Annotated in this window: 20 protein-coding genes; 16 read left to right on the forward strand and 4 right to left on the reverse strand. The window is 75.6% G+C overall.

The annotated features are described in order from the left end of the window. The first annotated feature begins 168 nt into the window (after nucleotides 1-168). The 11 genes from ACL02T_RS03290 to ACL02T_RS03340 all read left to right on the forward strand — a co-directional run bounded on the left by ACL02T_RS03290 (nucleotide 169) and on the right by ACL02T_RS03340 (nucleotide 15,051). On the forward strand, nucleotides 169-1,389 hold the full coding sequence (locus ACL02T_RS03290) for an alpha/beta hydrolase fold domain-containing protein (RefSeq protein WP_412829124.1): 1,221 nt from the start codon (nucleotides 169-171) through the stop codon (nucleotides 1,387-1,389). A gap of 3,000 nt (nucleotides 1,390-4,389) precedes the next feature. Beyond that, entirely contained in the window at nucleotides 4,390-4,830 is a 441-nt protein-coding gene (locus tag ACL02T_RS03295) for a hypothetical protein (protein ID WP_412829125.1), read from the forward strand. Between the two features lie 34 nt (nucleotides 4,831-4,864). Next, nucleotides 4,865-6,454: a hypothetical protein gene (locus ACL02T_RS03300; RefSeq protein ID WP_412829126.1), complete on the forward strand. Its 1,590-nt coding sequence runs from the start codon at nucleotides 4,865-4,867 to the stop codon at nucleotides 6,452-6,454. Nucleotides 6,455-6,571: 117 nt separating this feature from the next. Beyond that, on the forward strand, nucleotides 6,572-8,626 hold the full coding sequence (thrS, locus tag ACL02T_RS03305; protein WP_412829127.1) for a threonine--tRNA ligase: 2,055 nt from the start codon (nucleotides 6,572-6,574) through the stop codon (nucleotides 8,624-8,626). Between the two features lie 45 nt (nucleotides 8,627-8,671). Further along, complete coding sequence (locus ACL02T_RS03310) at nucleotides 8,672-9,319, forward strand: HIT family protein (RefSeq protein ID WP_412829128.1); 648 nt, start codon at nucleotides 8,672-8,674, stop codon at nucleotides 9,317-9,319. A gap of 66 nt (nucleotides 9,320-9,385) precedes the next feature. Then, nucleotides 9,386-10,021: a phosphatidylinositol phosphate synthase gene (pgsA, locus tag ACL02T_RS03315; RefSeq protein WP_412829129.1), complete on the forward strand. Its 636-nt coding sequence runs from the start codon at nucleotides 9,386-9,388 to the stop codon at nucleotides 10,019-10,021. Further along, nucleotides 10,018-10,908 (forward strand): phosphatidylinositol mannoside acyltransferase, encoded by an 891-nt coding sequence (locus ACL02T_RS03320; RefSeq protein WP_412829130.1) that lies wholly within the window; start codon nucleotides 10,018-10,020, stop codon nucleotides 10,906-10,908. Before pgsA ends, ACL02T_RS03320 begins: the two co-directional genes overlap by 4 nt. Nucleotides 10,909-10,921: 13 nt before the next feature. Continuing rightward, entirely contained in the window at nucleotides 10,922-12,058 is a 1,137-nt protein-coding gene (locus ACL02T_RS03325; RefSeq protein WP_412829131.1) for a glycosyltransferase family 4 protein, read from the forward strand. Further along, nucleotides 12,055-12,630: a LemA family protein gene (locus ACL02T_RS03330; RefSeq protein WP_412829132.1), complete on the forward strand. Its 576-nt coding sequence runs from the start codon at nucleotides 12,055-12,057 to the stop codon at nucleotides 12,628-12,630. The genes ACL02T_RS03325 and ACL02T_RS03330 overlap by 4 nt, the downstream gene beginning before the upstream one ends. Before the next feature lie 133 nt (nucleotides 12,631-12,763). Next, nucleotides 12,764-13,693, forward strand: a complete 930-nt coding sequence (gene pdxS / locus ACL02T_RS03335; RefSeq protein ID WP_412829133.1) for a pyridoxal 5'-phosphate synthase lyase subunit PdxS — start codon at nucleotides 12,764-12,766, stop codon at nucleotides 13,691-13,693. 530 nt (nucleotides 13,694-14,223) lie between these two features. Continuing rightward, nucleotides 14,224-15,051, forward strand: a complete 828-nt coding sequence (locus ACL02T_RS03340; RefSeq protein WP_412829134.1) for a hypothetical protein — start codon at nucleotides 14,224-14,226, stop codon at nucleotides 15,049-15,051. Between the two features lie 251 nt (nucleotides 15,052-15,302). On the opposite strand, the gene ACL02T_RS03345 is transcribed toward ACL02T_RS03340, so the two are convergent. Then, nucleotides 15,303-15,863: a helix-turn-helix domain-containing protein gene (locus ACL02T_RS03345; RefSeq protein WP_412829135.1), complete on the reverse strand. Its 561-nt coding sequence runs from the start codon at nucleotides 15,861-15,863 to the stop codon at nucleotides 15,303-15,305. Between the two features lie 53 nt (nucleotides 15,864-15,916). On the opposite strand from ACL02T_RS03345, the gene ACL02T_RS03350 reads away from it, so the two are divergent. Both ACL02T_RS03350 and ACL02T_RS03355 read left to right on the forward strand, forming a co-directional pair. After that, nucleotides 15,917-16,597, forward strand: a complete 681-nt coding sequence (locus tag ACL02T_RS03350) for an AzlC family ABC transporter permease (RefSeq protein ID WP_412829136.1) — start codon at nucleotides 15,917-15,919, stop codon at nucleotides 16,595-16,597. After that, on the forward strand, nucleotides 16,594-16,902 hold the full coding sequence (locus ACL02T_RS03355) for an AzlD domain-containing protein (RefSeq protein WP_412829137.1): 309 nt from the start codon (nucleotides 16,594-16,596) through the stop codon (nucleotides 16,900-16,902). Before ACL02T_RS03350 ends, ACL02T_RS03355 begins: the two co-directional genes overlap by 4 nt. A 28-nt stretch (nucleotides 16,903-16,930) precedes the next feature. Here the strand turns inward: ACL02T_RS03355 and ACL02T_RS03360 are convergent, their stop codons facing one another. After that, on the reverse strand, nucleotides 16,931-17,587 hold the full coding sequence (locus tag ACL02T_RS03360; RefSeq protein WP_412829138.1) for a superoxide dismutase family protein: 657 nt from the start codon (nucleotides 17,585-17,587) through the stop codon (nucleotides 16,931-16,933). A gap of 115 nt (nucleotides 17,588-17,702) precedes the next feature. On the opposite strand from ACL02T_RS03360, the gene ACL02T_RS03365 reads away from it, so the two are divergent. Further along, a complete protein-coding gene (locus ACL02T_RS03365) occupies nucleotides 17,703-19,169 on the forward strand; it encodes an SDR family oxidoreductase (protein WP_412829139.1) in 1,467 nt (488 codons plus the stop codon). A gap of 214 nt (nucleotides 19,170-19,383) precedes the next feature. Here the strand turns inward: ACL02T_RS03365 and ACL02T_RS03370 are convergent, their stop codons facing one another. Then, on the reverse strand, nucleotides 19,384-21,516 hold the full coding sequence (locus ACL02T_RS03370; protein WP_412829140.1) for an elongation factor G-like protein EF-G2: 2,133 nt from the start codon (nucleotides 21,514-21,516) through the stop codon (nucleotides 19,384-19,386). A gap of 158 nt (nucleotides 21,517-21,674) precedes the next feature. Here ACL02T_RS03370 and ACL02T_RS03375 point away from each other — a divergent pair, with 158 nt between their 5' ends. Next, entirely contained in the window at nucleotides 21,675-23,084 is a 1,410-nt protein-coding gene (locus ACL02T_RS03375) for an NAD-dependent malic enzyme (protein ID WP_412829141.1), read from the forward strand. Nucleotides 23,085-23,357: 273 nt separating this feature from the next. Beyond that, nucleotides 23,358-23,990 carry a pyridoxal 5'-phosphate synthase glutaminase subunit PdxT gene (gene pdxT, locus ACL02T_RS03380; RefSeq protein WP_412829142.1) on the forward strand — a complete coding sequence of 211 codons (633 nt, stop codon included), beginning with the start codon at nucleotides 23,358-23,360 and terminating at the stop codon, nucleotides 23,988-23,990. A 61-nt stretch (nucleotides 23,991-24,051) separates the two neighbouring features. Here the strand turns inward: pdxT and ACL02T_RS03385 are convergent, their stop codons facing one another. Then, on the reverse strand, nucleotides 24,052-24,684 hold the full coding sequence (locus ACL02T_RS03385) for a hypothetical protein (protein ID WP_412829143.1): 633 nt from the start codon (nucleotides 24,682-24,684) through the stop codon (nucleotides 24,052-24,054). Between the last annotated feature and the right edge of the window lie 54 nt (nucleotides 24,685-24,738).

Here is a 24,738-nt window from a genome sequence, read left to right on the forward strand (position 1 = left end):
ACGACGGCATCACGGACGCGTGTCGTGCGGCCGGTCCGCGACGGTGCGTGACGAGCCTGCCGTCGGATTGGGCCGGACGGAGGTGAGCGCGGAGGCGGGGGAGATCCGGGGGCGGTCTCGCGGGAGGATCACGGGGTCGACGAGGATCAGGGGAGCGAGGGAGCTCGGATGGGACGTGCCGGCACGACGGCGGGGATCATGGGCGTTCTGACGGCGGCGGGGGCCCGCCGCCCGGTGCTGCGGCGCTGGCCGACCTCCGTGGCCCAGATGGGTCTGTGCACCCCGGCCTCCGAGATGCCCCTCGCCGGGGCTCTGGGTCACGCGGCGCTGGCGGTGGGCGGGGTGGTGGGGTTGGTGCGGGGTTCGCGTCCGGGCCGGGCCACGGCCCTGGCGACGATCGGGACGAACGTCGCCGCCGTGGCCGCTCTGACCGGGCTGCGGACCGACGCCCGCCGCTCGGCCGTCGTGCTGCAGGAGGCACTGGCCCCGCTCGGTGTCACCGGGCTGGACCGCCCGGTCCCCGGCGCCGCGCGGCGGATCCGGGACCGGATGCAGGGTGCGGGCCGCTACGTCGTGGCCCGCGACGTCGCCTACGGGCCCGAGCCGGAGCACCGGCTCGACGTCTGGGCGCGCCGCGACCTGCACCTGCTGCGCGACGGCGGGCCGGCGCCGGTGCTGCTGCAGGTGCACGGGGGCGCCTGGACGCTCGGCTCGCGCACCACCGAGGCGGTGCCGCTCATGGCGCACCTCGCCGCGCGCGGCTGGATGTGCGTCACGGTGGACTACCGGCTCGCGCCCGCGGCGCGGTGGCCGGCGATGATCGTCGACGTCAAGCGGGCGTTGGGCTGGATCCGCGAGCACGTCGCCGGGTTCGGCGGCGATCCCGGTTTCGTCGCCGTCACCGGTGGCTCCGCGGGCGGGCACCTGGCCGCGCTCACCGCGCTGACCGCGAACGACCCGGCCTACCAGCCGGGGTTCGAGGAGGTCGACACCGCCGTGCAGGCCGCCGTGCCGTTGTACGGCGTGCACGACTTCACCGTCGACGACCAGGGCCTGTGGAAGCTGCTCGAGGGCAAGGTGATCGGAACGAGCTACGCCGAGGACGAGGCGACGTACCGCGCCGCGTCGCCGGTGCACCGCGCCGGGCCCGGCGCGCCGCCCTTCCTCGTGGTGCACGGCGACACGGACACGGTCGCCGGGGTGGGGCAGTCGCGCCGGCTGGTCGCACGGCTGCAGGAGGTGTCCGGGCAGCCGGTCTGCTACGCGGAGCTGCCGCACGCCCAACACGGCTTCGACGGCCTCCCCACCGCGCGCACGGCGTACACGGTGCGGGCCGTGCACCGCTTCCTCACCGCGGTCCACGCGAGGGCGACGGCGCCGACCGCCTGAGCAGGCGGGGGTGCGGAGGGTCTGGGCCGCGTCGGTCAGGGCGGACGGTGAGGCCCGAGGAGGGTCGAGGTCGAGGAGGATCGAGCTCGAGGAAGGTCGGGGCCGGCGAGGGTGCCGGGTGGCTCAGGGGCCGGCGAGGGTGCCGGGTGGCTCAGGGGCCGATGAGGGTCGGGGCCGATGAGGGTCGGGGGCCGATGAGGGCCGCCATCCGCTCCTGCCCCAGGGTCCGCGCCCGTTCCGGTCCCCCGCACGCCGACGCGGGCGCGGGATGCGCCGAGCCCCCGCCTGGCCCGAGGTGCGGACGAGTGTGCGACGTCACTGAGCACCGGTCGGGCCGGGTGGCGGCCTGCTGTGCGCCTGTCGGGCCCAGCCGTGGATGCCGGGTGGTCGGGGTCGGCGCCGCCCGTGCGCGGCCTCCGGCAGGATGCGGCCGTCCCGGACGGGACGCGCACCCACGAGCGGGCGTCCTACGCGAACGGCCGTCCTCCCCGCTGCGCCGTACGGCCGAGGCGCGTTGATCACCCGGCCCTGTCGGAATGGGCCGAGAAGGTGCGGGAGCAATGGTTCTCTCAGCGTGTGAGACACTTTCTCGTGCCCGTTCCGGACAATGTGACCGATATCCTGGGAAAAATGTCCGGGGTCTCGTACGGCTGCGTTCTGGAGCGCGATTCCCGGCTCATTCTCGCGGCCGTCGGGAATGTCGATCCCGCGCTTCCTGCGGACGAGATCGTCGACGCCTTCGACAGCGCCGCGGGCGTCGGCGGTGCGCAGGCAGGGGCGCTGCGAACGGTCGTCGTGACCGGCAGTCGGGTCGTGCAGGTGCTCGCTGGGCTCCCGCTCGGCGACGGCTCGACGGGCGTGCTGTACCTGCGGCTCGTGCGGGCCCGCGCCAACCTCGCCTCCGCGCTCCGCGAGGTGGAGGGTCTTACCCGGGGGCGTGGCCCGAGCCCGCGCGGGCAGGGCCAGGGCGGGTTCGGCGCGATGCCCACGGCGGGGCGCAGCGCCGTGCCGGCGGCGCTCCCCGGCGCCGCGCCCCGACCGTCGACGCCGGCCGCGGGTGGCGCGCCGAGGGCTGCGCGGCCGAACGGACGCTCCGCGGCCGCACCCGTCACGCGCCCGGCCGGCGCTCCGTCGACCCCCGTCCGACCCGCTCCCTCGCCGAGATGCCCATCGGCATCCCCGTCGGCGATCTCGTCGGCCGCCCCGTCCGCCCCGTCCGCCCCGTCGGCCCCGTCCGCGCCGTCGGCCCCGTCCGCGCCGTCGGCGACTTCCTCGGCCGCTCCAGCGGTCGTCCCGTCCGCCTCGGCCGCCTCGTCGACGTCTTCTTCGTCGGCCACTCCGTCGTCCACGTCGTCGACGTCCCCGGCGGCCGCTCCGTCGGCCACCCCGCCGCCGGCGTCCCCGGCGGCTGCTCTCCCGTCGGTGGCCCTCCTGACGCCGCCGCGCGCAGCGGTGGCACCGGCCGTGGCGACCGTCCCGGCGACGCGGGCCGCCGCCGGTGCATCGGCGCCCGGTCGTCCGGACCCGTCGCCCCCGGACGGCGCGGCAGAGGCCGACCCGGCGGCGCCCGACCAGCCGCCCCCTGCCTCCGCGAGCGCCGCGGCCGCACGCCGGGCACCGGCCCGGGATCGAGACGACGGGCTGGTCAGGGCCCCGACCCCGTCCCTGGCGGCGGAGTTCTTCGCGGCGGCGCACCGGGCCCGGCCACCCCTGCCGCCCGATCCCGCCGGGGCTGCCGAGGTGTTGCGGGAGGCGTCGCAGAGCGGCCGGACGAGCGGCTCGGAGAGTGGCTCGGCGGGGCGTGCCGGCGGAGCGCGGCGCGGGCGATCCGGCGGTGAACTCCGTCCGGGTCCGCCGACCGAGCGGCTGTCGGCGGCCCCCGGAGCCCGACGACCCCGTCCCGTCCCGGCGCCGCGGTCCGCTCCGAGCGACCCGGGGGAGCCGACCGGATCTGCGTCCCGCACCGTCCGGCCGGACGGCGTCCAGGCCGACCCGGCCGCGCCGGTCGACCGGACTGCGGTCGACCGGACTGCGGCCGACCGGACTGCGGCCGACCGGACTGCGGCCGACCGGACTGCGGCCGACCGGACTGCGGCCGACCGGACTGCGGCCGACCGGACTGCGGCCGACCGGACTGCGGCCGACCGGACTGTGGTCGGCGCGCACCCCGCTTCGACCGAGCGCCCCGCTTCGACTAGCCGCCCCGCTTCGACTGGCCGCCCCGCTTCCGATGGCCGCCCCGCTTCCGATGGCCGCCCTGCATCGGCCGATCGCGCCGAGCCTGCCGAGCCGGAGGGGCGCGCCACGCCCGCCGACCGCGCCGCGCCGCCCGATCGCGCCACGCCCGCCGACCGCCCCGCGCCCCCCGACCACGGCGCGCCGCCCGACCACGTCGCGCCTGCCGCCCGCGCTGCGCTCGCCGACCGCGCCGCGCCGCCCGATCACGCTGCGCCCACCGCCCGCGCCGGCACCGCCGACCGCGCCGGCACCGCCGAGCGCGCCGGCACCGCCGAGCGCGCCGGCACCGCCGACCGACCTGCCGAGCACGACGGCCCGGCCGACGGGCCCTCGCCCGGTGCGTCGCCCGACATCGGTCGGGGCACGCCGTCCGACCGTGAGGAACCCGACTCGACGAAGGACGCGAACGTCGCCCCGCTGAGCCCGGCGCCCGGCGCCCTGCCACGCCGCCGGGGTGACACCGTGATCCCGCCCCCGCGGGAGCCCCGGGACGGCGAGCAGGAGCGGCGCTGGCCCACGGACCTGCACACGCTGCGCCGGTTGGCCGACGGGCTCCGGAAGCGGTTGCGCTGAATCCGGACACGGGCGTACGTGCCGCGCGGTCGCCGTGACCCGCCTTTCGCGCCGCGCTGTGAGCAGCGTCCGGAAACACAGCCCCCGCTGCCCCCGGCAACGATTCTGCGATAACCTGGGGTCTCCCCCGTCCCACCTTTTCGAGACCGCCGGAAACCGTTCCCCGTACCCGGTGGTCGGAGGCACACGATGAGCTCCATCGAGCATTCCCTGGACATGGCCGCCAACATCAAGGGCGCGTTCGCGGTCGCCGTCGTCGACTACGAGAGCGGCATGATGCTGGGCTCCCGCGGCGGCAGTGCGGAGTTCGACCTCGAGGTCGCGGCCCCCGGCAACAGCGACGTGGTCAAGACCAAGATCGAGGTCGCCCAGAAGCTCGGCCTGCGCGAGCAGATCGAGGACATCCTGATCACGCTGGACAACCAGTACCACCTGATCCGGCTGATCCGCGGTCTGCCGGACGAGAAGCTGTTCTTCTACCTGGTGCTCAACCGGGCGCAGGCCAACCTGGCCATGGCCCGCCGTGACCTGCGGGTCATCGAGCAGGAGTTCTACATGTCGCACCCCAACGCCGGCGCCCGTGCACCGCAGGGAGACAGCCAGTACTTCCAGACCAACGCCCACCGCTGATCGCGGTCCGCGACCGTCCCGATAGAACAGTGGCGTGCTGAGCATCCCCGGTAGTCCCGGAGTCCTGCGCGCCGCCGCGAAGGAGGTCCTGCGCCAGCCGTCCGTGCTGGCGTGCGCCCTCGTCGACGTCGAGAGCGGGTTGACGCTCGACGCCGAGACGGCCGACCGCGCCCGGCTCGACACCGAGGCGGTGGCCGCTGCGCAGGCCGAGGTGATGCGTGCCGCACAGGCCCTGGCCCAGGTCGTGCGCGGCGCGCCGGCAGAGGTCGTCGTCAAGCAGGGGTCCGCGGTGCTGCACCTGGTCCGGCTGCTGCCGGACCCGGTGGGCCCCGGTCTCGTGCTCTCGGTGCTGGTCCTGACGCCGGAGCGCAACCTGCGCAAGGTCCGGCGCGTGCTGGACCGGGTCGACCCGGCGGCCTTCGTGCCGCCCCGCCCGCGGGCGGGGCGGCCCGCGGCATCGGCGCACCGGCCCCCGCACGAGGCCGCGGACGCGGTCCCGGCCCCCGGCGTCGCGGGTGCACCGGGTGTTCCCGCTCACCCGGCTGCCGCGCCTGCACCGGGCACCGCCCCGGCGGGCACCGCCGCGCGCCCCGTGGCCGCACCGGTCCCGGGTCCGCCCCCGGTCGGATCGGAGGTGCGTCCGCCCGCGGACCGGGCCGGGGCCCCCGTCCCGGCCTGGTCGGCCGCCTCGGTCGCGTCCGCGCCGGGTGCGAAGGGATCCGGCCCGAAGCCAGGCCGGAACGGCTTCGGCCCGGTGCACGGCCGGAACGGATCCGGCTCGGGCCACACTCCGCCCGGGTTCGGGCCGGCACCCGTCCCGGACGGGTCCGCCGCGACGCAGGGGCTGAACGGAGCCGGGCCGGCACCCGTCGCGAACGGGTCCGCCGCGGCGCAGGGGCTGAACGGGGCCGGGCCGGCACCCGTCGCGAACGGGTCCGCCGCGGCGCAGGGGCCGAACGGGTCCGCTGCGGCGCAGGGGCCGAACGGGTCCGCTGCGGCGCAGGGTCCGAACGGGTCCGCTGCGGCGCAGGGGCCGAACGGGTCCGCTGCGGCGCAGGGTCCGAACGAATCCGGGCCGGCGCCCGTTCCGAACGGGTCCGGCGCTCACCTGTCCCGCCCCGTGTCGCCGGGCGGACCGCCCGGTCGGCCCGCGGCCCGGCACCCCTCGGACGGAACCGGCCCGGCGAACGGGCGGCTGTCCGCGCCGGTCACCGCGAGCGACCTGGCCGGGCTCTTCCCGGGCGGCCTGGTCACCGCCGGCGACGGTCCCGAGCACACCCCCGCCGACGGCCCGTCCGCGACCCCGCCGCCGACGCCGGCCGCCGAGGCGTCACCGAGTGGGATCGCACCGGCCGGGACGCCACGGGAGCCGTCGCCGAGCGGGCCGTCGGGAAGCGAACCGCCCTCCGGCCGGAGGACGGCTGCGGATGCGTCCGTCGAGGCCCCGTCCGTGAGCGGCCCGCCCCTGCCCGGCCCCGAGCTCGCCGGGCTCGCCGACCGCCCCGACCTGAGCGCCGTGGACTGGTTCACCCCCGTCACCCCCGGCAGCCCGCCCCCGCTGCGCAGGGCCGTGCCGGAGCCGGAGGGGACCCGCGTCCACGTGGGCCTGCCCCACCGTTCCTGAGCTGCGCCGGAGTGCGGCGGGCCCGGGCGGGCGCCGCGCGGGTGCCAGCCGGAACCGCCTCGACCCCGACCTCTAGCATCGGGGAACCACCCGCACGGCACTCCCTGGAGGCACCTCGTGTCCGCTGTACCCGCCCCGCCCGCGTCCGCGCCGATCCTGGTGCCGGCCGGGACGACGGCCGGGGCCCGCGTCCGCGAGGGGGGCCTGCCGACCAGCGGCCCGCAGGCGATCGTCGTCGTCGAGGACGCCGAGGGGAACCTGAGGGACCTGGCCTGGGCCCCGGAGGCGGACGCCGAGGTCCGCCCGGTCACCGCGGACTCGGACGAGGGCCGCAGCGTGATCCGGCACTCCGCGGCGCACGTGCTCGCGCAGGCCGTCCAGCAGCTGTACCCGGAGGCCAAGCTCGGCATCGGCCCGCCGATCACGGACGGCTTCTACTACGACTTCGACGTGGAGAAGCCCTTCACGCCGGAGGACCTGAAGAAGCTCGAGTCGGCGATGAAGAAGATCGTCAAGTCCGGCCAGCGCTTCTCCCGCCGCCGCTTCGACTCGCTCGACGAGGCCCGCAAGGAGCTGGCCGACGAGCCGTACAAGCTCGAGCTGATCGACCTCAAGGGCACCGGCACCGAGGCCGACAGCGAGGTCATGGAGGTCGACGCCAGCGGCGAGCTGACCATCTACGACAACGTCCACGCCCACACCGGCGAGACGGTCTGGTCGGACCTGTGCCGCGGCCCGCACCTGCCCACCACGAAGTACATTCCGGCGTTCACCCTCACCCGGTCTGCCGCGGCGTACTGGCGGGGCAGCGAGAAGAACCCGCAGCTCCAGCGCATCTACGGCACCGCGTGGGAGTCGCAGGAGGCGCTCGACGCCCATCTGGAGCGGGTCGCCGAGGCCGAGCGCCGCGACCACCGCCGCCTGGGCGCCGAGCTGGACCTGTTCTCGTTCCCGGACCAGATCGGCTCCGGCCTCGCGGTCTTCCACCCCAAGGGCGGCGTGATCCGCAAGGAGCTGGAGGACTACTCCCGGCGCCGGCACGAGGAGGCGGGGTACGAGTTCGTCAACACCCCGCACATCACCAAGGGGCAGCTGTTCCGCACCTCCGGCCACCTCGAGTGGTACGAGGAGGGCATGTACCCCGGCATGGTCCTCGACGAGGAGCTGAACGCCGACGGGACGGTCCGCAAGCCCGGCCAGGACTACTACCTGAAGCCGATGAACTGCCCCATGCACAACCTGATCTTCGACGCGCGCGGGCGCAGCTACCGCGAGCTGCCGCTGCGGCTGTTCGAGTTCGGGACGGTGTACCGGTACGAGAAGTCCGGTGTGGTGCACGGCCTGACCCGCGCCCGCGGCTTCACCCAGGACGACGCGCACATCTACTGCACCGAGGAGCAGATGGAGGGCGAGATCGCCTCCCTGCTCGACTTCGTGCTGGGCCTGCTGCGCGACTACGGCCTGGACGACTTCCACCTCGAGCTCTCCACCCGCAACCCGGAGAAGTCGATCGGCAGCGACGAGGACTGGGAGCGCGCCACGAACGTGCTGCGCAAGGTCGCCGAGGACACCGGCCTGACCCTCGTCGACGACCCGGGCGGCGCCGCCTTCTACGCCCCGAAGATCAGCGTCCAGACCAAGGACGCCATCGGCCGGAGCTGGCAGATGTCCACCATCCAGGTGGACCTGATGCTGCCGGACCGCTTCGACCTCGAGTACACGGCACCGGACGGCTCCCGCAAGCGCCCGGTCATGATCCACCGCGCGCTGTTCGGGTCGATCGAGCGGTTCTTCGGCGTGCTGCTGGAGCACTACGCGGGCGCCTTCCCGGCGTGGCTGGCCCCGACCCAGGTCGTCGCGATCCCGGTCACCGACGAGCAGGTCCCGGCCGTCGAGGAGGCCGTGGCGCAGCTGCGGGCGAAGGGCGTGCGGGTCGAGCTCGACTCCGGGGACGACCGGATGCAGAAGAAGATCCGCACGCACACCCTGCAGAAGGTGCCGTTCCTGCTGCTCGCGGGCGCGCGGGACGTCGAGGCCGGTGCGGTCAGCTTCCGCTTCCGCGACGGGTCGCAGACCAACGGCGTGCCGGTGGCACGTGCGGTCGAGGCGATCACGAGCTGGATCGCCGGCCGCTCCAACGCCAACCCGACGGCGGAGAGCTTCGCACCGTGACCGGTGGTCGGCGACGATCGCCGGGCACGAGGGCCGCGCGGCGTCATGACTAGGATCGACGGCGTGTCCGAGCCCGAGCCCGCAGCCCCGGAGATCGAGGGCATGGAGGGGGTCGGCACACCGGACGGGTTCCGCAGGCTGTGGACGCCGCATCGGCTGGCCTACATCAAGGAGGCCGGGGAGGGCGGCTGCCCGTTCTGCCGCATCCCGGCGCTGCCCGACGCCGAGGGGCTGGTCGTGGCGCGGGGGCGGAGCGTGTTCGCCCTGCTCAACCTGCACCCGTACAACCCGGGGCACCTGATGGTGCTGCCGTACCGGCACGTCGCCGACCTCGAGGACCTCACGGCCGCCGAGTCCGCGGAGCTCACGCTGTTCACCCAGCGGGCGATCCGCGCGATGAAGAAGGTCGCCGCGCCGCACGCGTTCAACACCGGGCTCAACCTGGGCACGGTCGCGGGCGGCTCGCTGGCCGAGCACCTGCACCAGCACGTCGTGCCCCGCTGGGGCGGCGACGCGAACTTCATCGCGGTCGTCGGGCAGACGAAGGTGATCCCGCAGCTGCTGTCCGAGACCCGCGAGCTGCTCGCCGGAGCCTGGGAGCCGGAGTGGGAACCCACGGACAGCGCGGACGACACGGACGGCACCGTGGACGCAGGCGAGCCCGACACGGGGAGTGAGCACCCCGCGGACTAGGCTGGCCCTCCGCACACCGACCGCGGCGGGGCGCCGCACGAGACCGGCAGGAGTCGGCCCCACCCGATGCTGAACGTCGTCGCCCGAGTCCACGTCAACCGGGTCACCGACCCGATCGGTCGTGCGCTGGTCGGGCGTGGGATCACGCCGGACACCGTCACGGTCGTCGGCACGGTCGGGGCGTCGGCGGCGGCGCTGTGGTTCCTGCCCCGCGGCGAGCTGGTCGTCGCGCCGTTCGTGATCACGCTGTTCGTGCTGCTCGACCTGGTCGACGGGGCGATGGCCCGGGCCCGGGGGAGGGGCACCGCGTTCGGCGCGGTGCTCGACTCGACCTGTGACCGCATCGCCGACGGTGCCCTCTTCGCGGGCGTCACGTGGTGGTGCCTCGGGGTCGGCGAGGAGCGCGTGCTCGGCATCGCGGCGATGATCTGCCTGGTCTCCGCGCAGTTGATCTCCTACGTCAAGGCCCGGGCCGAGGGCGCGGGCCTGAGCGCGGACGGCGGGCTGGTCGAACGGGCCGAGCGGCTGATCGTCGTCCTGCTCGGGGTGTTCCTGCAGGGGATCGGTGTGCCGTACGCGCTGCACGTGCTGCTGTGGGGGCTCGCCGCCGCGTCCGTGTGGACGGTGGGGCAGCGGATCGTGCTCGTGTACCGCAGTGCCCGGGCGCAGGCGGACGCTCCACCGCCGGAGCCTCCGTCGTGAACGCCGCCGAGCTCGGGTACACGGCGGCCTGGCGGCTGCTGCGGCACGTCCCGGCACCGCTGGCCGGAGCCGGGTTCCGCGCCGGGGCCGACCTGGCGTGGCGGCGCGGGGGAGCGGGGGTGCGGCGGCTGCGCCGCAACCTGCGCCGGGTCCGACCCGAGGCGTCCGAGCCCGAGCTGGACCGGCTCGTTTGCGCCGGCATGCGCAGCTACGCCCGGTACTGGCTCGAGGCCTTCCGGCTCCCGGCCCTCGATCCCGCCGCGATCCACGCCCGCATGCGCCCGGCGACGACCGGGCTCGACGTCGCGGTGGCGGCGATGCAGGAGGGCCGCGGGGTGGTACTGGCCCTGCCGCACGTGGGGAACTGGGACGTCGCGGGCGTCCACGTGATCGAGGAGCTGCGCCGGCACGGGCTCCCGGCGGAGATGACCACCGTCGTCGAGCGGCTGCGGCCGGACCCGGTGTACCGGCGGTTCGTGGAGTACCGGGAGTCGCTCGGCTTCGAGATCGTCGCGCAGGACGACGGCCGCCGCGCGCACCTCGCGCTGACCCGGCGGCTGCGGGCGGGCGGGCTGGTCTGCCTGATCGCCGACCGGGACCTCACGGGCACCGGGATCGACGTCCCCTTCTTCGGCGACACGATCCGGCTCCCGTCGGGCCCGGCGTCGCTCTGTGCGCTGACCGGCGCGCAGCTGCACGCCGCGGTCACCTACTTCCCACCCGGGGGCGGCTGGGGCGCCACGGTCTCGCCGGCGATCGCCGTCCCCGACCGCACCGCGGTGCCGAAGGCGACGCTCGAGCTGGCGCGCGCCTTCGAGGAGTACGTCGCGGCGCACCTCGAGGACTGGCACATGCTCCAGGAGCTGACACCCGGGAGCCGGGGATGAGGACCGTGGCCCGGTGAGGATCGGCATCGTGTGCCCCTACTCGCTCGACGTGCCGGGCGGGGTCCAGACGCACGTCGTCGAGCTCGCCCGGGCGTTGCGCGAGCTGGGGCACGCGGTCTCCGTCCTCGCCCCGGCGGACGAGGAGACGCCGGTCCCGGACTTCGTCACCTCCGCCGGGAAGGCGCTCGGCGTGCCCTACAACGGCTCCGTCGCGCGGGTCACCTTCGGCCCGGTCACCTACGCCCGGGCGCGGCGGTGGCTGGAGAAGAACGCCTTCGACGTCCTCCACCTGCACGAACCCACCACGTTCTCGATCTCCGTACTGGCCCTGCTCGCCGCCGAGGGCCCCATCGTCGCCACCTTCCACACCTCCACCGAGCGCTCCCGCACGCTGCACGCCTTCGGCGGGGTGCTCCGCCCGCTCATGGAGAAGGTCACCGCCCGGATCGCGGTGTCGACGCTGGCCCGCCGCGTCCAGGTCGAGCACCTGGGTGGCGACGCGATCGAGATCCCCAACGGCGTCGACGTCGCCCGGTTCGCGGCCGGCCCGCACCTCCCCGGCTACCCGCGGACCCCGACGGTGGGCTTCGTCGGCCGGTTCACCGAGCCACGCAAGGGCATGCCGGTCCTGCTCGAGGCGCTGCGGACGCTCGACACGCGGCTGCTCGTCGTCGGCCGGGGGGACCCCGTGGACCTGCGGCGGGACGCCGGGCCGGTGGCCGACCGGCTCGACGTGCTCGGCGCGGTCGACGAGGACACGAAGGCCGCCGCGCTCCGCTCGGTCGACGTCTTCTGCGCGCCCAACCTCGGCGGGGAGAGCTTCGGCATGGTGCTGACCGAGGCCATGGCCGCGGGCGCACCGGTGGTCGCGAGCGACCTGGAGTCCTTCCGCCGGGTGCTGGGCGAGCCCGAGCCGGCCGGGGTGCTGGTGCCCACGGGGGACGCGGCCGCGCTGGCCGGCGCCCTGGGCGCCCTGCTCACGGACCCGGCGCGCAGGGCGGCGCTGTCGGCCGCCGGACGGGTGCGGGCGGCCGCCTTCGACTGGCCGGTCGTCGCGGCGCAGGTGCTGCAGGTCTACCAGGCCGCGATCGCGGCGGACCCGCGCCAGGTCGTCGCCGGCCGGGACGCCTACCCCGGAGGTGCGGCATGACGTGGCCGCTGCTGGTCGTCCTGCTCGTCGTGGTGGCCGTCGTCGTGGCCGTCACGGTGCTGTGTGTCGCGCGGAGCCGCCGGCTCGACCGGTTGCACCAGCGGACGGACGCGGCCCGGGTCGGACTGGAACGGTCCCTGGCGCGGCGCGCGGAGGTCGCGACCCGGGTCACCCGCGCGCTCGGGCCCGGCGCGCCGGCGACGCTCGACGGGGCGGCCCGGGCCGCCGGTGCGGGCTCCGTCCGCCCGCTGCCGCGCAGTGCGGACGGCACCGAGGCGCGCGAACTCGTCGAGAACACCCTGTCCCGGGCCCTCGCCGTCGTCGACCGGTCGCGGCTCGACGCGGATCTGCGGGCCGAGCTCGCCGACGCCGAGCGGCTCGTGGTCCTCGCGCGGCGGGTGCACAACGACGCGGTGCGGGACACCCTGGACCTCCGGTCACGCCGGCTCGTCCGGTGGCTGCGGCTGCACGGCACGGCGCCGTTGCCCGGTTACTTCGAGATCGCCGAGTCGCTCCCGGCGCCGGTGACGACCGTGGGGTGGACGCCGCGCCCGGCCGATCCGGTCGGCTGACGGTCCGCTGAGGGCTGCGACACCTGAGGGCGTGACCGGCCGGTGCCGACGCGTACCATCGGTGGACGGGCCGCCGACCAGCGGCGGCGGCATCCCGGGGTCCCGGGAAGCGTACCGAGGAGGAGCACCGAAAGTGTCGTCCGAGCAGGCCCAGACCGACACCGCCGCCGGCACCGCCAGCACCGAGCTCGGCACGGCCCGCGTCAAGCGCGGCATGGCCGAGATGCTCAAGGGCGGCGTGATCATGGACGTCGTCACGCCGGATCAGGCGAAGATCGCCGAGGACGCCGGGGCGGTGGCCGTGATGGCGCTCGAGCGGGTGCCGGCGGACATCCGCGCGCAGGGCGGCGTGGCGCGCATGAGCGACCCGGACATGATCCAGGGGATCATCGAGTCGGTGTCGATCCCGGTGATGGCCAAGGCGCGCATCGGGCACTTCGTCGAGGCGCAGGTGCTGCAGTCCCTGGGTGTGGACTACGTCGACGAGTCCGAGGTGCTGACCCCGGCCGACGAGGCGCACCACATCGACAAGTGGGCGTTCACCGTGCCGTTCGTGTGCGGGGCGACGAACCTGGGCGAGGCGCTGCGCCGGATCTCCGAGGGCGCGGCGATGATCCGCTCCAAGGGTGAGGCCGGCACCGGCAACGTCGTCGAGGCGACCCGGCACATGCGCCAGATCCGCGCGGACATCCGCCGGCTCGGCACCATGGACGAGGCGGAGCTGTTCATCGCGGCCAAGGAGCTGCGGGCGCCGGTGCAGCTGGTGGCCGAGATCGCGCAGGCCGGCAAGCTGCCGGTCACGCTGTTCACCGCGGGCGGGATCGCGACCCCGGCGGATGCGGCGATGATGATGCAGCTCGGCGCCGAAGGCGTGTTCGTCGGTTCCGGGATCTTCAAGTCCGGTGACCCGGCGCAGCGCGCGGCGGCGATCGTCAAGGCGACCACCTTCCACGACGACCCGGACGTGATCGCGAAGGTCTCGCGGGGGCTGGGCGAGGCGATGGTCGGGATCAACATCGCGGACCTGCCGGCCGAGCAGCGCTACGCCGGCCGCGGTTGGTGAGCTGACAGCTCCCGGACGCCCCGCCTCGTGCGGGGCGTCCGGCGTTCTCGGGGCCGGTCGCCGGGTCCGGGGTGGCGGCACGAAGGGTGGTCGGTCGCCGGGTACGAGCAGGTCGGCGCCAACTGCCCCGGGATGACGGGGCTGCTGCACCTGCCCACCGACCCGGCGCGTTGGTTGTACGACCAGGGCGCCACGGCGTACATGGCCGTGCTCACCCGGTGGTACCCGCCTGGGAGCGCTCGAACGGCGCGGATCCTGCTGGTCGCCGTACCCGCCCTGGCCGCCGTTCACCGTGGTGCCGTTCGTGGAGCCGAGGTTTCGTCCTCGACGGGGCCACGCTCGGGCCGGTGGGTTGCCGTTCGTCGCGCTGCGTGAACCGGATGGCGTGGCTCGTCCCGGTCGCTGATCACGCACGGTGTCACCCGGTTGCGCTTCTCTGCCCCACGAGTGGGTGAACGAGAGCTGCTTGGTGACCGTACGCGTTCTAGGGTCCAGTGTGACAGCTGGGGTTCGAGGGGCGGAGGAGCCGGGTGAGGCGTTGTGTGTTCATCGGCGGGGTCGTCGCCACGGTGATGATCGCGGGCTCGGCGGCGGCGTTCGCCGCGCCGGCGGCCCCGGCCCGGACGGACTGCACACCTCCGGCCGTGACGGCCGCGCCCGCCGAGGGTGGCGGGACCGAGCCGGCCGCGCCCGACGACGGTGCCGGCCACGACGCTGCCGGCCCCCACGCTGCCGGCCAGGACGGCGTAGGGCGCGGCTTGCCCGAGGCATTCCCGATGGACGACGGCGTCCTCACCGGGACCGGCACACCGGACACCATCACCGGCGGGACGGCTCGGGGGAAGGGCTCCGCTGCCGGTCCCGCAGCCGCGGCCGATGTCGCGGCCGCTCGCTCTGCCGCTGCCGATGGCTCTGCCGCTCGCTCTGCCGCTGCCGAAGGTTCTGCCGCTGCTGCCGGTCCCGCTGCCGTTGCCGATGGTTCTGCCGCTGCTGCTGCCGATGCCGATGCCGACGCCGATGCCGCGGACCGCGAGGTCGAGCGCGGGAAGGATCTCCCGCAGAGCGCCGCGGGTGAGGCGCTGGACGGCACGTCCGGCACGAGGGGCGCACCGACCCGCGGCGCGGCGGCCACGCCCGGTACTGTCGTCGACGCCACCAAGGGTCTCGCGGAGGGTCCCTCCGCCGCGACGGAGGGGGCGGTCGACACGGCGGCCACCGCGGTGCAGGCGGTCGGGCCGCGGGGTCGACTGGCCGAGGGCGTCCCGGACGCGCTGTTCGGCCCGGCCGGTGTGGACCCCGGCGCCGACATCCCGGCCCCGCCGCGCGGGCTGGTCCCGCGCGCGGTCCGCGCCGGCTGAGTGCGCCGGGAGAGCGGTCTTCGCTCAGTGCGGCCGCGGCGCTCTCCCTCGCCGGCCCATCGGCCTGAGTCTGGAGCTCGAGACGCGGAGTGCTGGAGCTCGCGACTCGGGGTGCTGGGTCTCGCGACTCGGGGTGCTGGGTCTCGCGACTCGCGGGGGTGGGTCTCGCGACTCGCGGGGGTGGAGCCAGCGACTCGCGGGGGTGGAGCCCGCGACTCGCGGGGGTGGGGCCCGCGACTCGCGGGGGTGGGTCACGCGTACTCCATCACCAGCACCGCGGCGGCGCCGGGTTCGAGGGCCTGGTAGGCGTGCGGGCGGTCGCCCGGGAAGCAGGCGTAGTCGCCGCGGCCGAGCTCGACCTCCTCGCCCTCCGGGCCCGCGAGCCACCGTCCCGCCGTGACGACCAGGTGCTCCGTCGTGCCCGGGATGTGGGCGTGCGCGCTGCGCGGCGGACCGGGTTCGGCGGTGATCACGTGCAGGTCCCGGCGCGCCCCGGGCGGGCACGCGGCCAGCAGGGTTCCCGTGAACGGCGAGTGCTCGCTCGGGATGACCACGCCCTCCCCGGCCCGCACCACCCGCACCGCCCGGGCGGGCGGGTCGACCAGCCGCGAGAACGGGACCTCCAGCACGACGGCGATCGCCCACAGGGTCTCGACGCTCGGGTTCCCCGCCCCCGCCTCGAGCTGTGAGAGCGTGGACTTGGCGATCCCGGCCCGGCGCGCGAGCTCGCCCAGCGACAGGTCATGGCGCGTCCGCTCGCGCCGCACGGCGGAGGCGATGGCCGCGAGGGGGGTCCCGTCCGTTCGGTTCATCGGTCTCCCTATCCGGTTTGACGAACGCCTCGACGGTGTTCATCCTAACGGCCATGTGTTCGGCAGGGCGAACGGCGCTGGAGCGTGGCGACCTCCGGGACGCGCTCGCGCTCGGGGCGGCGATCACAGTGGTCGGGATGTCCTTCGGTGCGCTGGCGGCCGCCGCCGGGGTGCCGCCGCTGCTCACCGTCGCCCTGTCGGTGCTGGTCTTCGCGGGCGGGTCGCAGTTCCTCGCGGTCGCGGTGGTGGCCGCGGGCGGGGCGCCGGTCGCGGCCGTCCTGGCCGGCCTGCTGCTCAACCTCCGGCACCTGCCGTTCGGCCTGGCCATCGGCGACCTCGCGGGTCGCACGACGGCGGCACGCCTTCTCGGTGCCCACATCCTGATCGACGAGAACGTCGCCTTCACCCGGGCGCGGGGGAGCGGCCCGCGGGCCCGGGCGGCCTACCGGACCTGCGGCGCGTTGCTGTTCGTCGGGTGGAACGCCGGGACCGTCGTGGGGCTGCTGGCCGGCTCGGCGGTGCCGGACCCGGCGTCGTTCGGGGTCGACGCCGCGTTCCCGGCCGCCCTGCTCGCCCTCCTGCTGCCCTCGCTGCGCGCCCGGGACGCCCGGCGTGTGGGCCTGGGCGCGGCCGTGCTCGCGCTCGCCGCCACGCCCTTCCTCCCCGCCGGGCTGCCCGTCCTGGTCGCGCTCGTCGCGCTCGTCCTCGCCCGGGGGACGGAGGCGGAGCGATGACCTGGTCCGCCGTGCTGGCCCTCGCCGCCGGCACCTACCTCGTCCGGCTCGCGGGGATCCTGCTGCGGGACAGGGTCACGCTGCCGCCGCGGCTCGCCCGGCTCACTGACCTCGGGGCGACCGCTCTGCTGCTGGCGCTGGTCGCGACGGCCACCTTCACCGAGGACGGCGGTTTCGCGGGCTGGGCCCGCCCGGCCGGAGTGCTGGTCGGGGCCGTGGCGGCGTGGCGCAGGGTGCCGTTCCTGCTGGTCGTCGTGCTCGCCGCGGGCACCACGGCCGGCCTGCGCGCGCTGGGCGTGCCGTAGCCCGTCGACCTCGGGGGAGGTGCCGCGGTCAGACGAAGTCCACCGTCACGCAGCCGACGCGGTCGCCCGCGGTGCCGGCCTTGCCGGGCTCGGTCGCCGTCGGCATCGCGTGGATCACGACGGACTGCGGCGCGGCCTGGTCGGTGAAGGCCCACTCGGCCTGGTTGGCGGTGACCGAGGCGGCGCCCTGCGCGTCGGTGGTGAAGTCCAGCCAGACCTCGTTCTGCGGGTTGGCGTACGCCGGGTCGACGCTCGGGTTCACCGGGTCCGGCACGTGCTGGAAGTGCGGGCCGGAGTCCGCGGCGGCCGGGCCGCAGGGCTTCTGGTGCGCGTGCGAGCCGTAGGTGCGCTCGGGCACCAGGCCGGTGACGGCGAGGGTGACGGTGGAGCTGGTGCCCTCCGTCGACGACGTGACCCGGGCCGTGGCCCCGGCCGGAACGAGCTCGGGGTCGTAGGTGATGGCCTCGCCCTCGGTGCCGAAGGTGGCCTCGACCGCGACGTCGGCCTCGGCGTCGCCCTGGCCCCCGGCGGCGTCCGGTGCGGGGGCGGCCTGGGCCGTCGGCACCGCGGGGGTGCCGGTCTCGGTCGAGGGCGCCTGGGACGGCGAGGAACAGCCGACGAGCGTGGCCGACAGCACGGCGAGCGCGGACAGGGCGAGGCGGTGGAGGGTGCGTGGTGGGACCATGAAACAGACATACCCGACGGGGTGTGATCGACGGAGCCCGGCGCGCCGGGCCGCCCGATCGTGGCGCCGGAGGGCTCGGCGGGCGGGGACGAGCGGTTCCGGGGACGATCGGCCCGTGCGAGTTCTGGTGATCGGCGCGACCGGCTACGTGGGCACCCGGCTGGTGCCGCGGCTCCTCGACGAGGGGCACCCGGTCCGTTGCCTCGTGCGGTCCCCGGACCGGCTGGCGCGCGCCGGATTCGCCGACCGGGTCGAGGTCGTGCGGGGGAGCGTCGCCGATCCCGCGGCGACCGGCGAGGCGTGCCGGGGCGTCGACGCCGTCGTCCACCTCGTGCACTCGATGGACGGCCCGGACTTCGCCGACCGGGACCGGGTCGCGGCCCGCGCGGTCGCCGCGGCGGCCGCGGCCGGCGGGGTGCGGCGGATCGTGTACCTCGGCGGGCTGCAGCCCTCCGCGGCGGCCGGGAACTCGGCCCACCTGGGCTCGCGGCGCGAGGTCGGCGAGATCCTGCTGGGCGCTCCGGTGCCGGCGGCCGTGCTGCAGGCCGGGATCGTGGTCGGCCACGGGTCGGCGAGCTTCGAGATGATCCGCCACCTCGCCGAGACCGTCCTCGGCGGCCCGCCCGTGCTCCCGCTGCCCGACCAGGCGTGGAACCGCGTCCAGCCGATCGCGATCGACGACGTCCTGTACTGGCTGACCGCCTGCCTGCGGCTGCCGCCCGAGGTGAACCGGGCGTTCGACGTCGGTGGCCCGGACGCGCCCAGCTACGTCGAGCTGCTCCGCGGGTACGCCCGCGAGGCCGGCCTCACCCGCGCGCTCACCGTCCCGGTCCCGGTCGCGGCGCCGCGGCTCGGCGCCCGGGCGGTCGAGGCGCTGACCCCGGTCGACCGGGAGCTCGCGGGCCCGCTGCTGGAGTCGATGGCCTACGACCTCGTCTGCCGCGAGTCGGACCTGTCGGCCCTGGTCGGGGAGCCGCCGGGCGGTCCGACCCGCTACCGCGAGGCGGTGCGGCGGGCGCTGGCCGAGGAGGGGGCCGCGGGGTCGGCGGCGACCGACCCGGCGGGCTCCGGCCCGCCCGCCCTGAGCGGCCGGCACGTCGAGGAGGTCGACGCACCCCCCGAGGTCCTCTGGTCCGTCGTCGCGGGGCTCGGCGGCGACGAGGGCTGGCGCACCGTGCCCGGGGCGTGGGAGCTGCGGCAGCGGCTCGACGGGCTGATCGGCGGCGTCGGCCTGCGGCGCGGCCGCCCGGCCCGGCTCGAACCGGGCGCGCCCGTCGACTGGTGGCGCGTCGAGGAGATCGAGCGGGGGCGGCTGCTCGCGCTCCGGGCGGAGGCGCGGCTGCCGGGTGTCGCGCGGTTGCGGATGACGGTCGAGCCGGCCGGACGCGGCGCGAGCCGGTACACGCAGACGGTCACGTTCCGTCCGCGCGGGCTCGCGGGGCGCCTCTACTGGTACGCGCAGAAACCGGGACACGACCTGGTCTTCGGCGTGATGGCCCGGATGGTCGTGTTCGAGGCGGAGCGCCGGGCGGCGCAACCCGGACCGCCGAACGACGCAGCGCAACACCCGGAAAGGGTGTGATCGTCCGGGAGCGTCGCGCACCCGCCTGTCGTTACCGCTGCACGCGGTGAGATTTCCGGGGTTGACCGGGCCTGCTCGTCACCGAGAGCATTCGCCGCAGCCGTCCGCTCCCCGCAACGGCCACGCCCGGCCGGACCGGCCCCCGACGGTCCGCCGGGTCCGCCAGGAGCCGTCGCGGGCGGCGCCCACCGGCGCCGCTCGCGACGGCCGGCCGCTACCGCTCCCCGTACCGGGCGAAGGCCCGGGTGAAGGTGGCCGTCCCGGAGGTCATCGCCCGCAGGTCCACCGCGTAGCGCAGCAGCTCCTCGGACGGCACCTCGGCCCGCACCACGGTCCGCCCGGGCGTCTCCGCCGGGTCGGTACCCAGCACCCGGCCCCGGCGCGACGAGAGATCCCCGAGGACGACGCCCAGGTGGTCGTCGAGGATCCGGACCGCGACCTCGTCGACCTGCTCCAACAGCGTCACCCCGCACGCCTCGGCGGCCTCGCGCAGCGCGAGCGCGCCCGCGGTCTGGAACGCCGCGTCGGAGGAGTCCACGCTGTGCGCCTTGCCGTCCACCAGGGTCGCCCGGACGTCGACGACCGGGTGCGGCGGCGCGTCCGGCCCCTCCGACGGTGCGACCAGGCCCTTCTCGAGCTGGGCTCGGATGCCCTTCTCGACGCTCGGGACGTACTGCGTCGGCACCGCTCCGCCGACCACCGCCGACCGGAACTCGAAGCCGGACCCGCGGGGGAGCGGCTCGAACTCGACGTGGCAGATCGCGTACTGCCCGTGCCCGCCGGACTGCTTGACGTGCCGGCCGGTCACCTTCGCCTTGTGGTCGAGCGTGACCCGCATCGGCACCCGCACCGGCTCGGTGTCCACGTTCGCCCCGGCCTCGCGCAGCCGGGAGAGCACGACGTCCGCGTGCGCCTCGCCGGTGCACCACAGCACCGTCTGGTGGGTCTCCGGGTTGCGCTCCAGGATCAGCCCGGGGTCCGCCGCGACCAGCTTGCCGAGCGTGCGTGCCAGCGCGTCCTCGTCGCTGCGCTCCTTGGCCACCACCGCGACGGGCAGCAACGGTACCGGCAGGTCCCAGGCGCGCAGCAGCAGCGGGTGCTCGGCGGCGGAGACGGTGTCGCCGGTCTCCGCCCCGGACAGCTTGGTGAGCGCGCAGATGTCGCCGGCCACGCACGCCTCGGTCTCCTGCAGGGTGGAGCCGAGCGGGCTGTAGAGGTGGCTGAGCCGGTCGTCGGAGTCGTGCCCGGGCGGGAACCCGTCGGCGTCCTCCGGGCTCGAGCGGGGCGCGGGGACGTGCCCGCTGACGTGCACCGACGTGTCCGGCCGGAGCGTCCCGGAGAACACCCGCACCAGCGACACACGACCGACGTACGCGTCGGCCGAGGTCCGGACCACCTCCGCGGCCAGCGGGCCCTCGGGGTCGGCGGTGAGCGGGTCGTGCGGGCCGCCGTCGATCGTCGTGACGGCCGGCAGTGGTCGCTCCAGCGGCGAGGGGAACCCGCGGGACAGCACCTCGAGCAGGGCGTCGAGCCCCACCCCGCTGGCCGCGCAGACCGGCACGACGGGGTGGAAGGCCCCGCGCACGACGGCCGTCTCCAGGTCCTCGATCAGGGCCGCGGTGTCGATCTCCTCGCCGCCGAGGTAGCGGTCCATGAGCGTCTCGTCCTCGGACTGCTCGATGATCCCCTCGATCAGCCTGGCCCGGGCCTCCTCCGCCCCGGCCGGCGCCGCGCCCTCGGGGGTCTGGCTGAGCAGGCCGTACAAGCCGTCCTCGATGGGGAGGTAGAGCGGCGCGACCCCGCCGAACGCCTCCTGGCACGCGATCTGGGTCGCCTCGACGTCCGCCCGCGCCTGGTCGCACCGCGCGACGACGAGGGCCCGCGGCATCCCGACCGCGGCGCACTCCTCCCACAGCGCGATCGTCCCGGCGTCGATGCCCTCGCCGTCCGCGCCCGCGATGGCCGGCACCACGAAGAGTGCGGCGTCCGCGGCCCGCAGGCCGGCGCGCAGCTCCCCGACGAAGTCGCCGTACCCGGGCGTGTCGATGAGGTTGATCTTGTGTTCGCCGTGCCGCAGCGGGGCGACGGCGAGGGTGACCGAGCGGTGCTGGCGGACCGCGGCGGGGTCGTGGTCGCACACGGTCGTCCCGTCGAGCACGCTGCCCTGCCGGGGGATCACGCCGGTGTGCGCGAGCAACGCCTCCACCAGCGTCGTCTTCCCCGATCCGGACGGCCCGACGAGGGCGACGTTCCGGATGAGCGAGGGATCGGTGACCGGCGCCCCGATCCCGTCTGACGCTCCGCGCTGGCCGGCCTTGGGGTCCGATCTGACGGTCACTGCGACCACCTCCGCTGGGGTGCACTCCGATGTGCTGCGGGTCACAGGCGATTCCACTCCCCTCACCGCGCGGGCACAACCCCGCGCACAGGGTCCGCCTCAAGCCTTGCCCAATCCGGAGGCGAGCGATCGAGGTCGCGCGGAGGGCGCGAGTAGGGTCCGTGGCCGTGCCCATTCCCGGTCCCGGATACGCCATCACCGTCCGCGTCGAGGCCCCGGCCTCCGCCAGCGCCGCCGGAGATCTGGCCGTGGCGGTCGGCAACGTCGGCGGGGTCGTGACCGCCTTCGACGTCGTCGAAGCCCGGACGGCCACGATCGTCGTCGACATCTCGTGCAACGCCCTCAACTCCGAGCACGCCGACGAGATCACCGAGGCCCTCGGCGCGGTGTCCGGCGTGCACGTGCGCAAGGTGTCGGACCGGACGTTCCTGATCCACCTCGGCGGGAAGCTCGAGGTGCAGTCGAAGGTCGCGCTGCGCAACCGCGACGACCTCTCCCGTGCCTACACCCCCGGCGTCGCCCGCGTCTGCCAGGCGATCGCGGCCAACCCGTCCGACGCGCGCCGGCTCACGATCAAGCGCAACACCGTCGCCGTGGTCACCGACGGCTCGGCGGTGCTGGGGCTGGGCAACCTCGGCGCGGCCGCGGCGATGCCGGTCATGGAGGGCAAGGCGGCGTTGTTCAAGCGCTTCGCCGGGGTCGACGCCTGGCCGGTCGCGCTCGACACCCAGGACACCGAGGAGATCATCCGCACCGTGCAGGTGATCGCGCCGGCGTACGGCGGGATCAACCTGGAGGACATCGCCGCGCCGCGCTGCTTCGAGATCGAGCGCCGGCTGCGCGAGATGCTCGACATCCCGGTCTTCCACGACGACCAGCACGGCACCGCCGTCGTGGTGCTCGGCGCGCTGCGCAACGCCCTGCGCGTGGTCGGCAAGAAGATGACCGACTGCACGATCGTGGTGTGCGGGGTGGGCGCCGCGGGCTCGGCCATCATCCGGCTGCTGCAGTCGGAGAAGCCCGGCGACGTGCTCGCCGTCGACATCGACGGGATCGTCCACCCCGAGCGGCCCGGGCTCGACGAGAACCTGGCCTCGATCGCCGCGCAGACCAACCACCGGGGCAGGCGCGGCTCGCTGGCCGACGCGCTCGTGGGCGCGGACGTGTTCATCGGGGTCTCGGCGCCGAACCTGTTCGGGGCCGACGAGCTCGCGACGATGGCCGACGACGCGATCGTGTTCGCACTGGCCAACCCGGACCCGGAGATCGACCCGTCGGTCGCGATGCACCACGCGGCCGTCGTCGCCACGGGCCGCTCGGACTACCCGAACCAGATCAACAACGTGCTGGCCTTCCCCGGGGTGTTCCGCGGACTGCTCGACGCCCAGGCCCACGACATCACCGACCGGATGCTGCTGGCCGCCTCGGCCGCGATCGCGGACGTGGTGCACGAGCCCAATGCGTCGTTCATCGTGCCCAGCGTGTTCGACCCGTCCGTCGCCCCCGCGGTCGCCGAGGCGGTCCGGCACGCCGCCCAGGAGGCCGCCCGCGCGGGCGAGGTCGCCGCGGGCCGGTAGCCGCGAGTCGCGCTGTGGGCTTCCGCGAGTCGCGCTGTGAGCTTGCGCGAGTCGCGCTGTGGGCTTCCGCGAGTCGCGCTGTGAGCTTGCGCGAGTCGGGCTGTGGGCATCCGCGAGTCGGGCTGTGGGCTTCGGCGAGTCGCGCTGTGCGCTTGCGCGAGTCGGGGGTTCCGGCAGCGCGAGGGAGGTCGCCGTGAGTCGCGGCACCTCCGGGCCCGCTCCGCGGAGGTCCGGTGCGTCGGCGTCTACCCTGGTAGACGTGGTGATCGAGCAGTGACCGGAGCCTCCCCGACGATCGGCGTCCTGGCCCTCCAGGGCGACGTCCGCGAGCACACCGCCGCCCTCGAGGCGACCGGTGCGAAGGCCGTGCCGGTCCGCCGCCCCGCGGAGCTGGCCGCGGTCGACGGCCTGGTCATCCCGGGCGGCGAGTCGACCACGATGAGCCGGCTCCTCGAGGTCTTCGAGCTGCTCGACCCGCTGCGCGACCGCATCGCGGACGGCATGCCCGCCTACGGCTCCTGCGCCGGCATGATCCTGCTCGCCGGCCAGGTGCTCGACGGCCGGCCGGACCAGAAGCAGCTCGGGGGGCTCGACGTCGTGGTGCGCCGCAACGCCTTCGGCCGCCAGGTCGACTCCTTCGAGACCGACCTGGCGTTCACCGGCGTCGACGGCGGCCCGGTCCGGGCCGTCTTCATCCGGGCGCCCTGGGTCGAGAAGACCGGCGACGACGTCGAGGTGCTCGCCGCGGTCCCGGCCGTCACCAGCTTCGGCGAGGACCCCGGCGCCGCCGCGGGCCGCCCGGTCGCGGTCCGGCAGGGCGCGGTGATCGCCACCGCCTTCCACCCCGAGCTTACCGGCGACGGCCGGGTGCACGCGCTCTTCGCGGACCTCGTCCGGCAGAGCTGACCAGGCTGAACAGGCTGAACCGGGGCCCGGCGGACGCCGGCGGCACGTGGCGTGCCCGGCGTCAGCCGGCCGCCACCGGGTCCTGCTCCGCCGCCGCCCGGCCCGCGGCCAGGAAGGCCGCGAGCGCCTCGGCGTCCGGCAGTTCCGAGGCCGCCCGCAGGGCGCCGAACCGGGCGTTCCAGAACGGCCCCGTCCGCGGTTCCCAGGGCCCCACGTAGGCGTACGGGGCCGGGTGCGCCGCATCGCCGGGGGAGATCCCGTAGTTGATCCGGTCGACCGTCACCCCGAGATCGAAGTGCTCCGGCCAGAGCACGGGGTCGCCGAACCGACGCAGTGCGGCGTCCCCGCGCGCGAACCAGTCCGCCAGGTCCGCGGCGGCCGCCGGGTCGACGACGAACGCCTCGTCCGGGCCCACGCCGGCGCCGTCGGCGTAGACCCCCTCCGGCGGCCCGACCTGCACCCCGGCCGCATCGGCGAGCTGCCGGCACGTCCCGCTCAGGGGGACCCGGCCGTCCGCCCACACCAGGTCCGCCCCCTCGACCCGCAGGTCGGCGACGGCGCCGCCGAACCCGCCCGGGGTCACCCGCAGCCGGACCGTGCCCGCCGACCGGTACTGCGGCCCCGCGATCACCGACTCGGCGACCGCGTGCAGCGCCCGCCGGGTCGCCGTCCACCGCTCGGCCGTCCCGTCCATGCCGTCTCCCCACCCGTTCCGTCGACCGTGTAACGCCCGCCCGTCCGGCGGGCT

Source organism: Pseudonocardia oceanicola (genome assembly GCF_047200735.1).
GTDB lineage: Bacteria > Actinomycetota > Actinomycetes > Mycobacteriales > Pseudonocardiaceae > Pseudonocardia.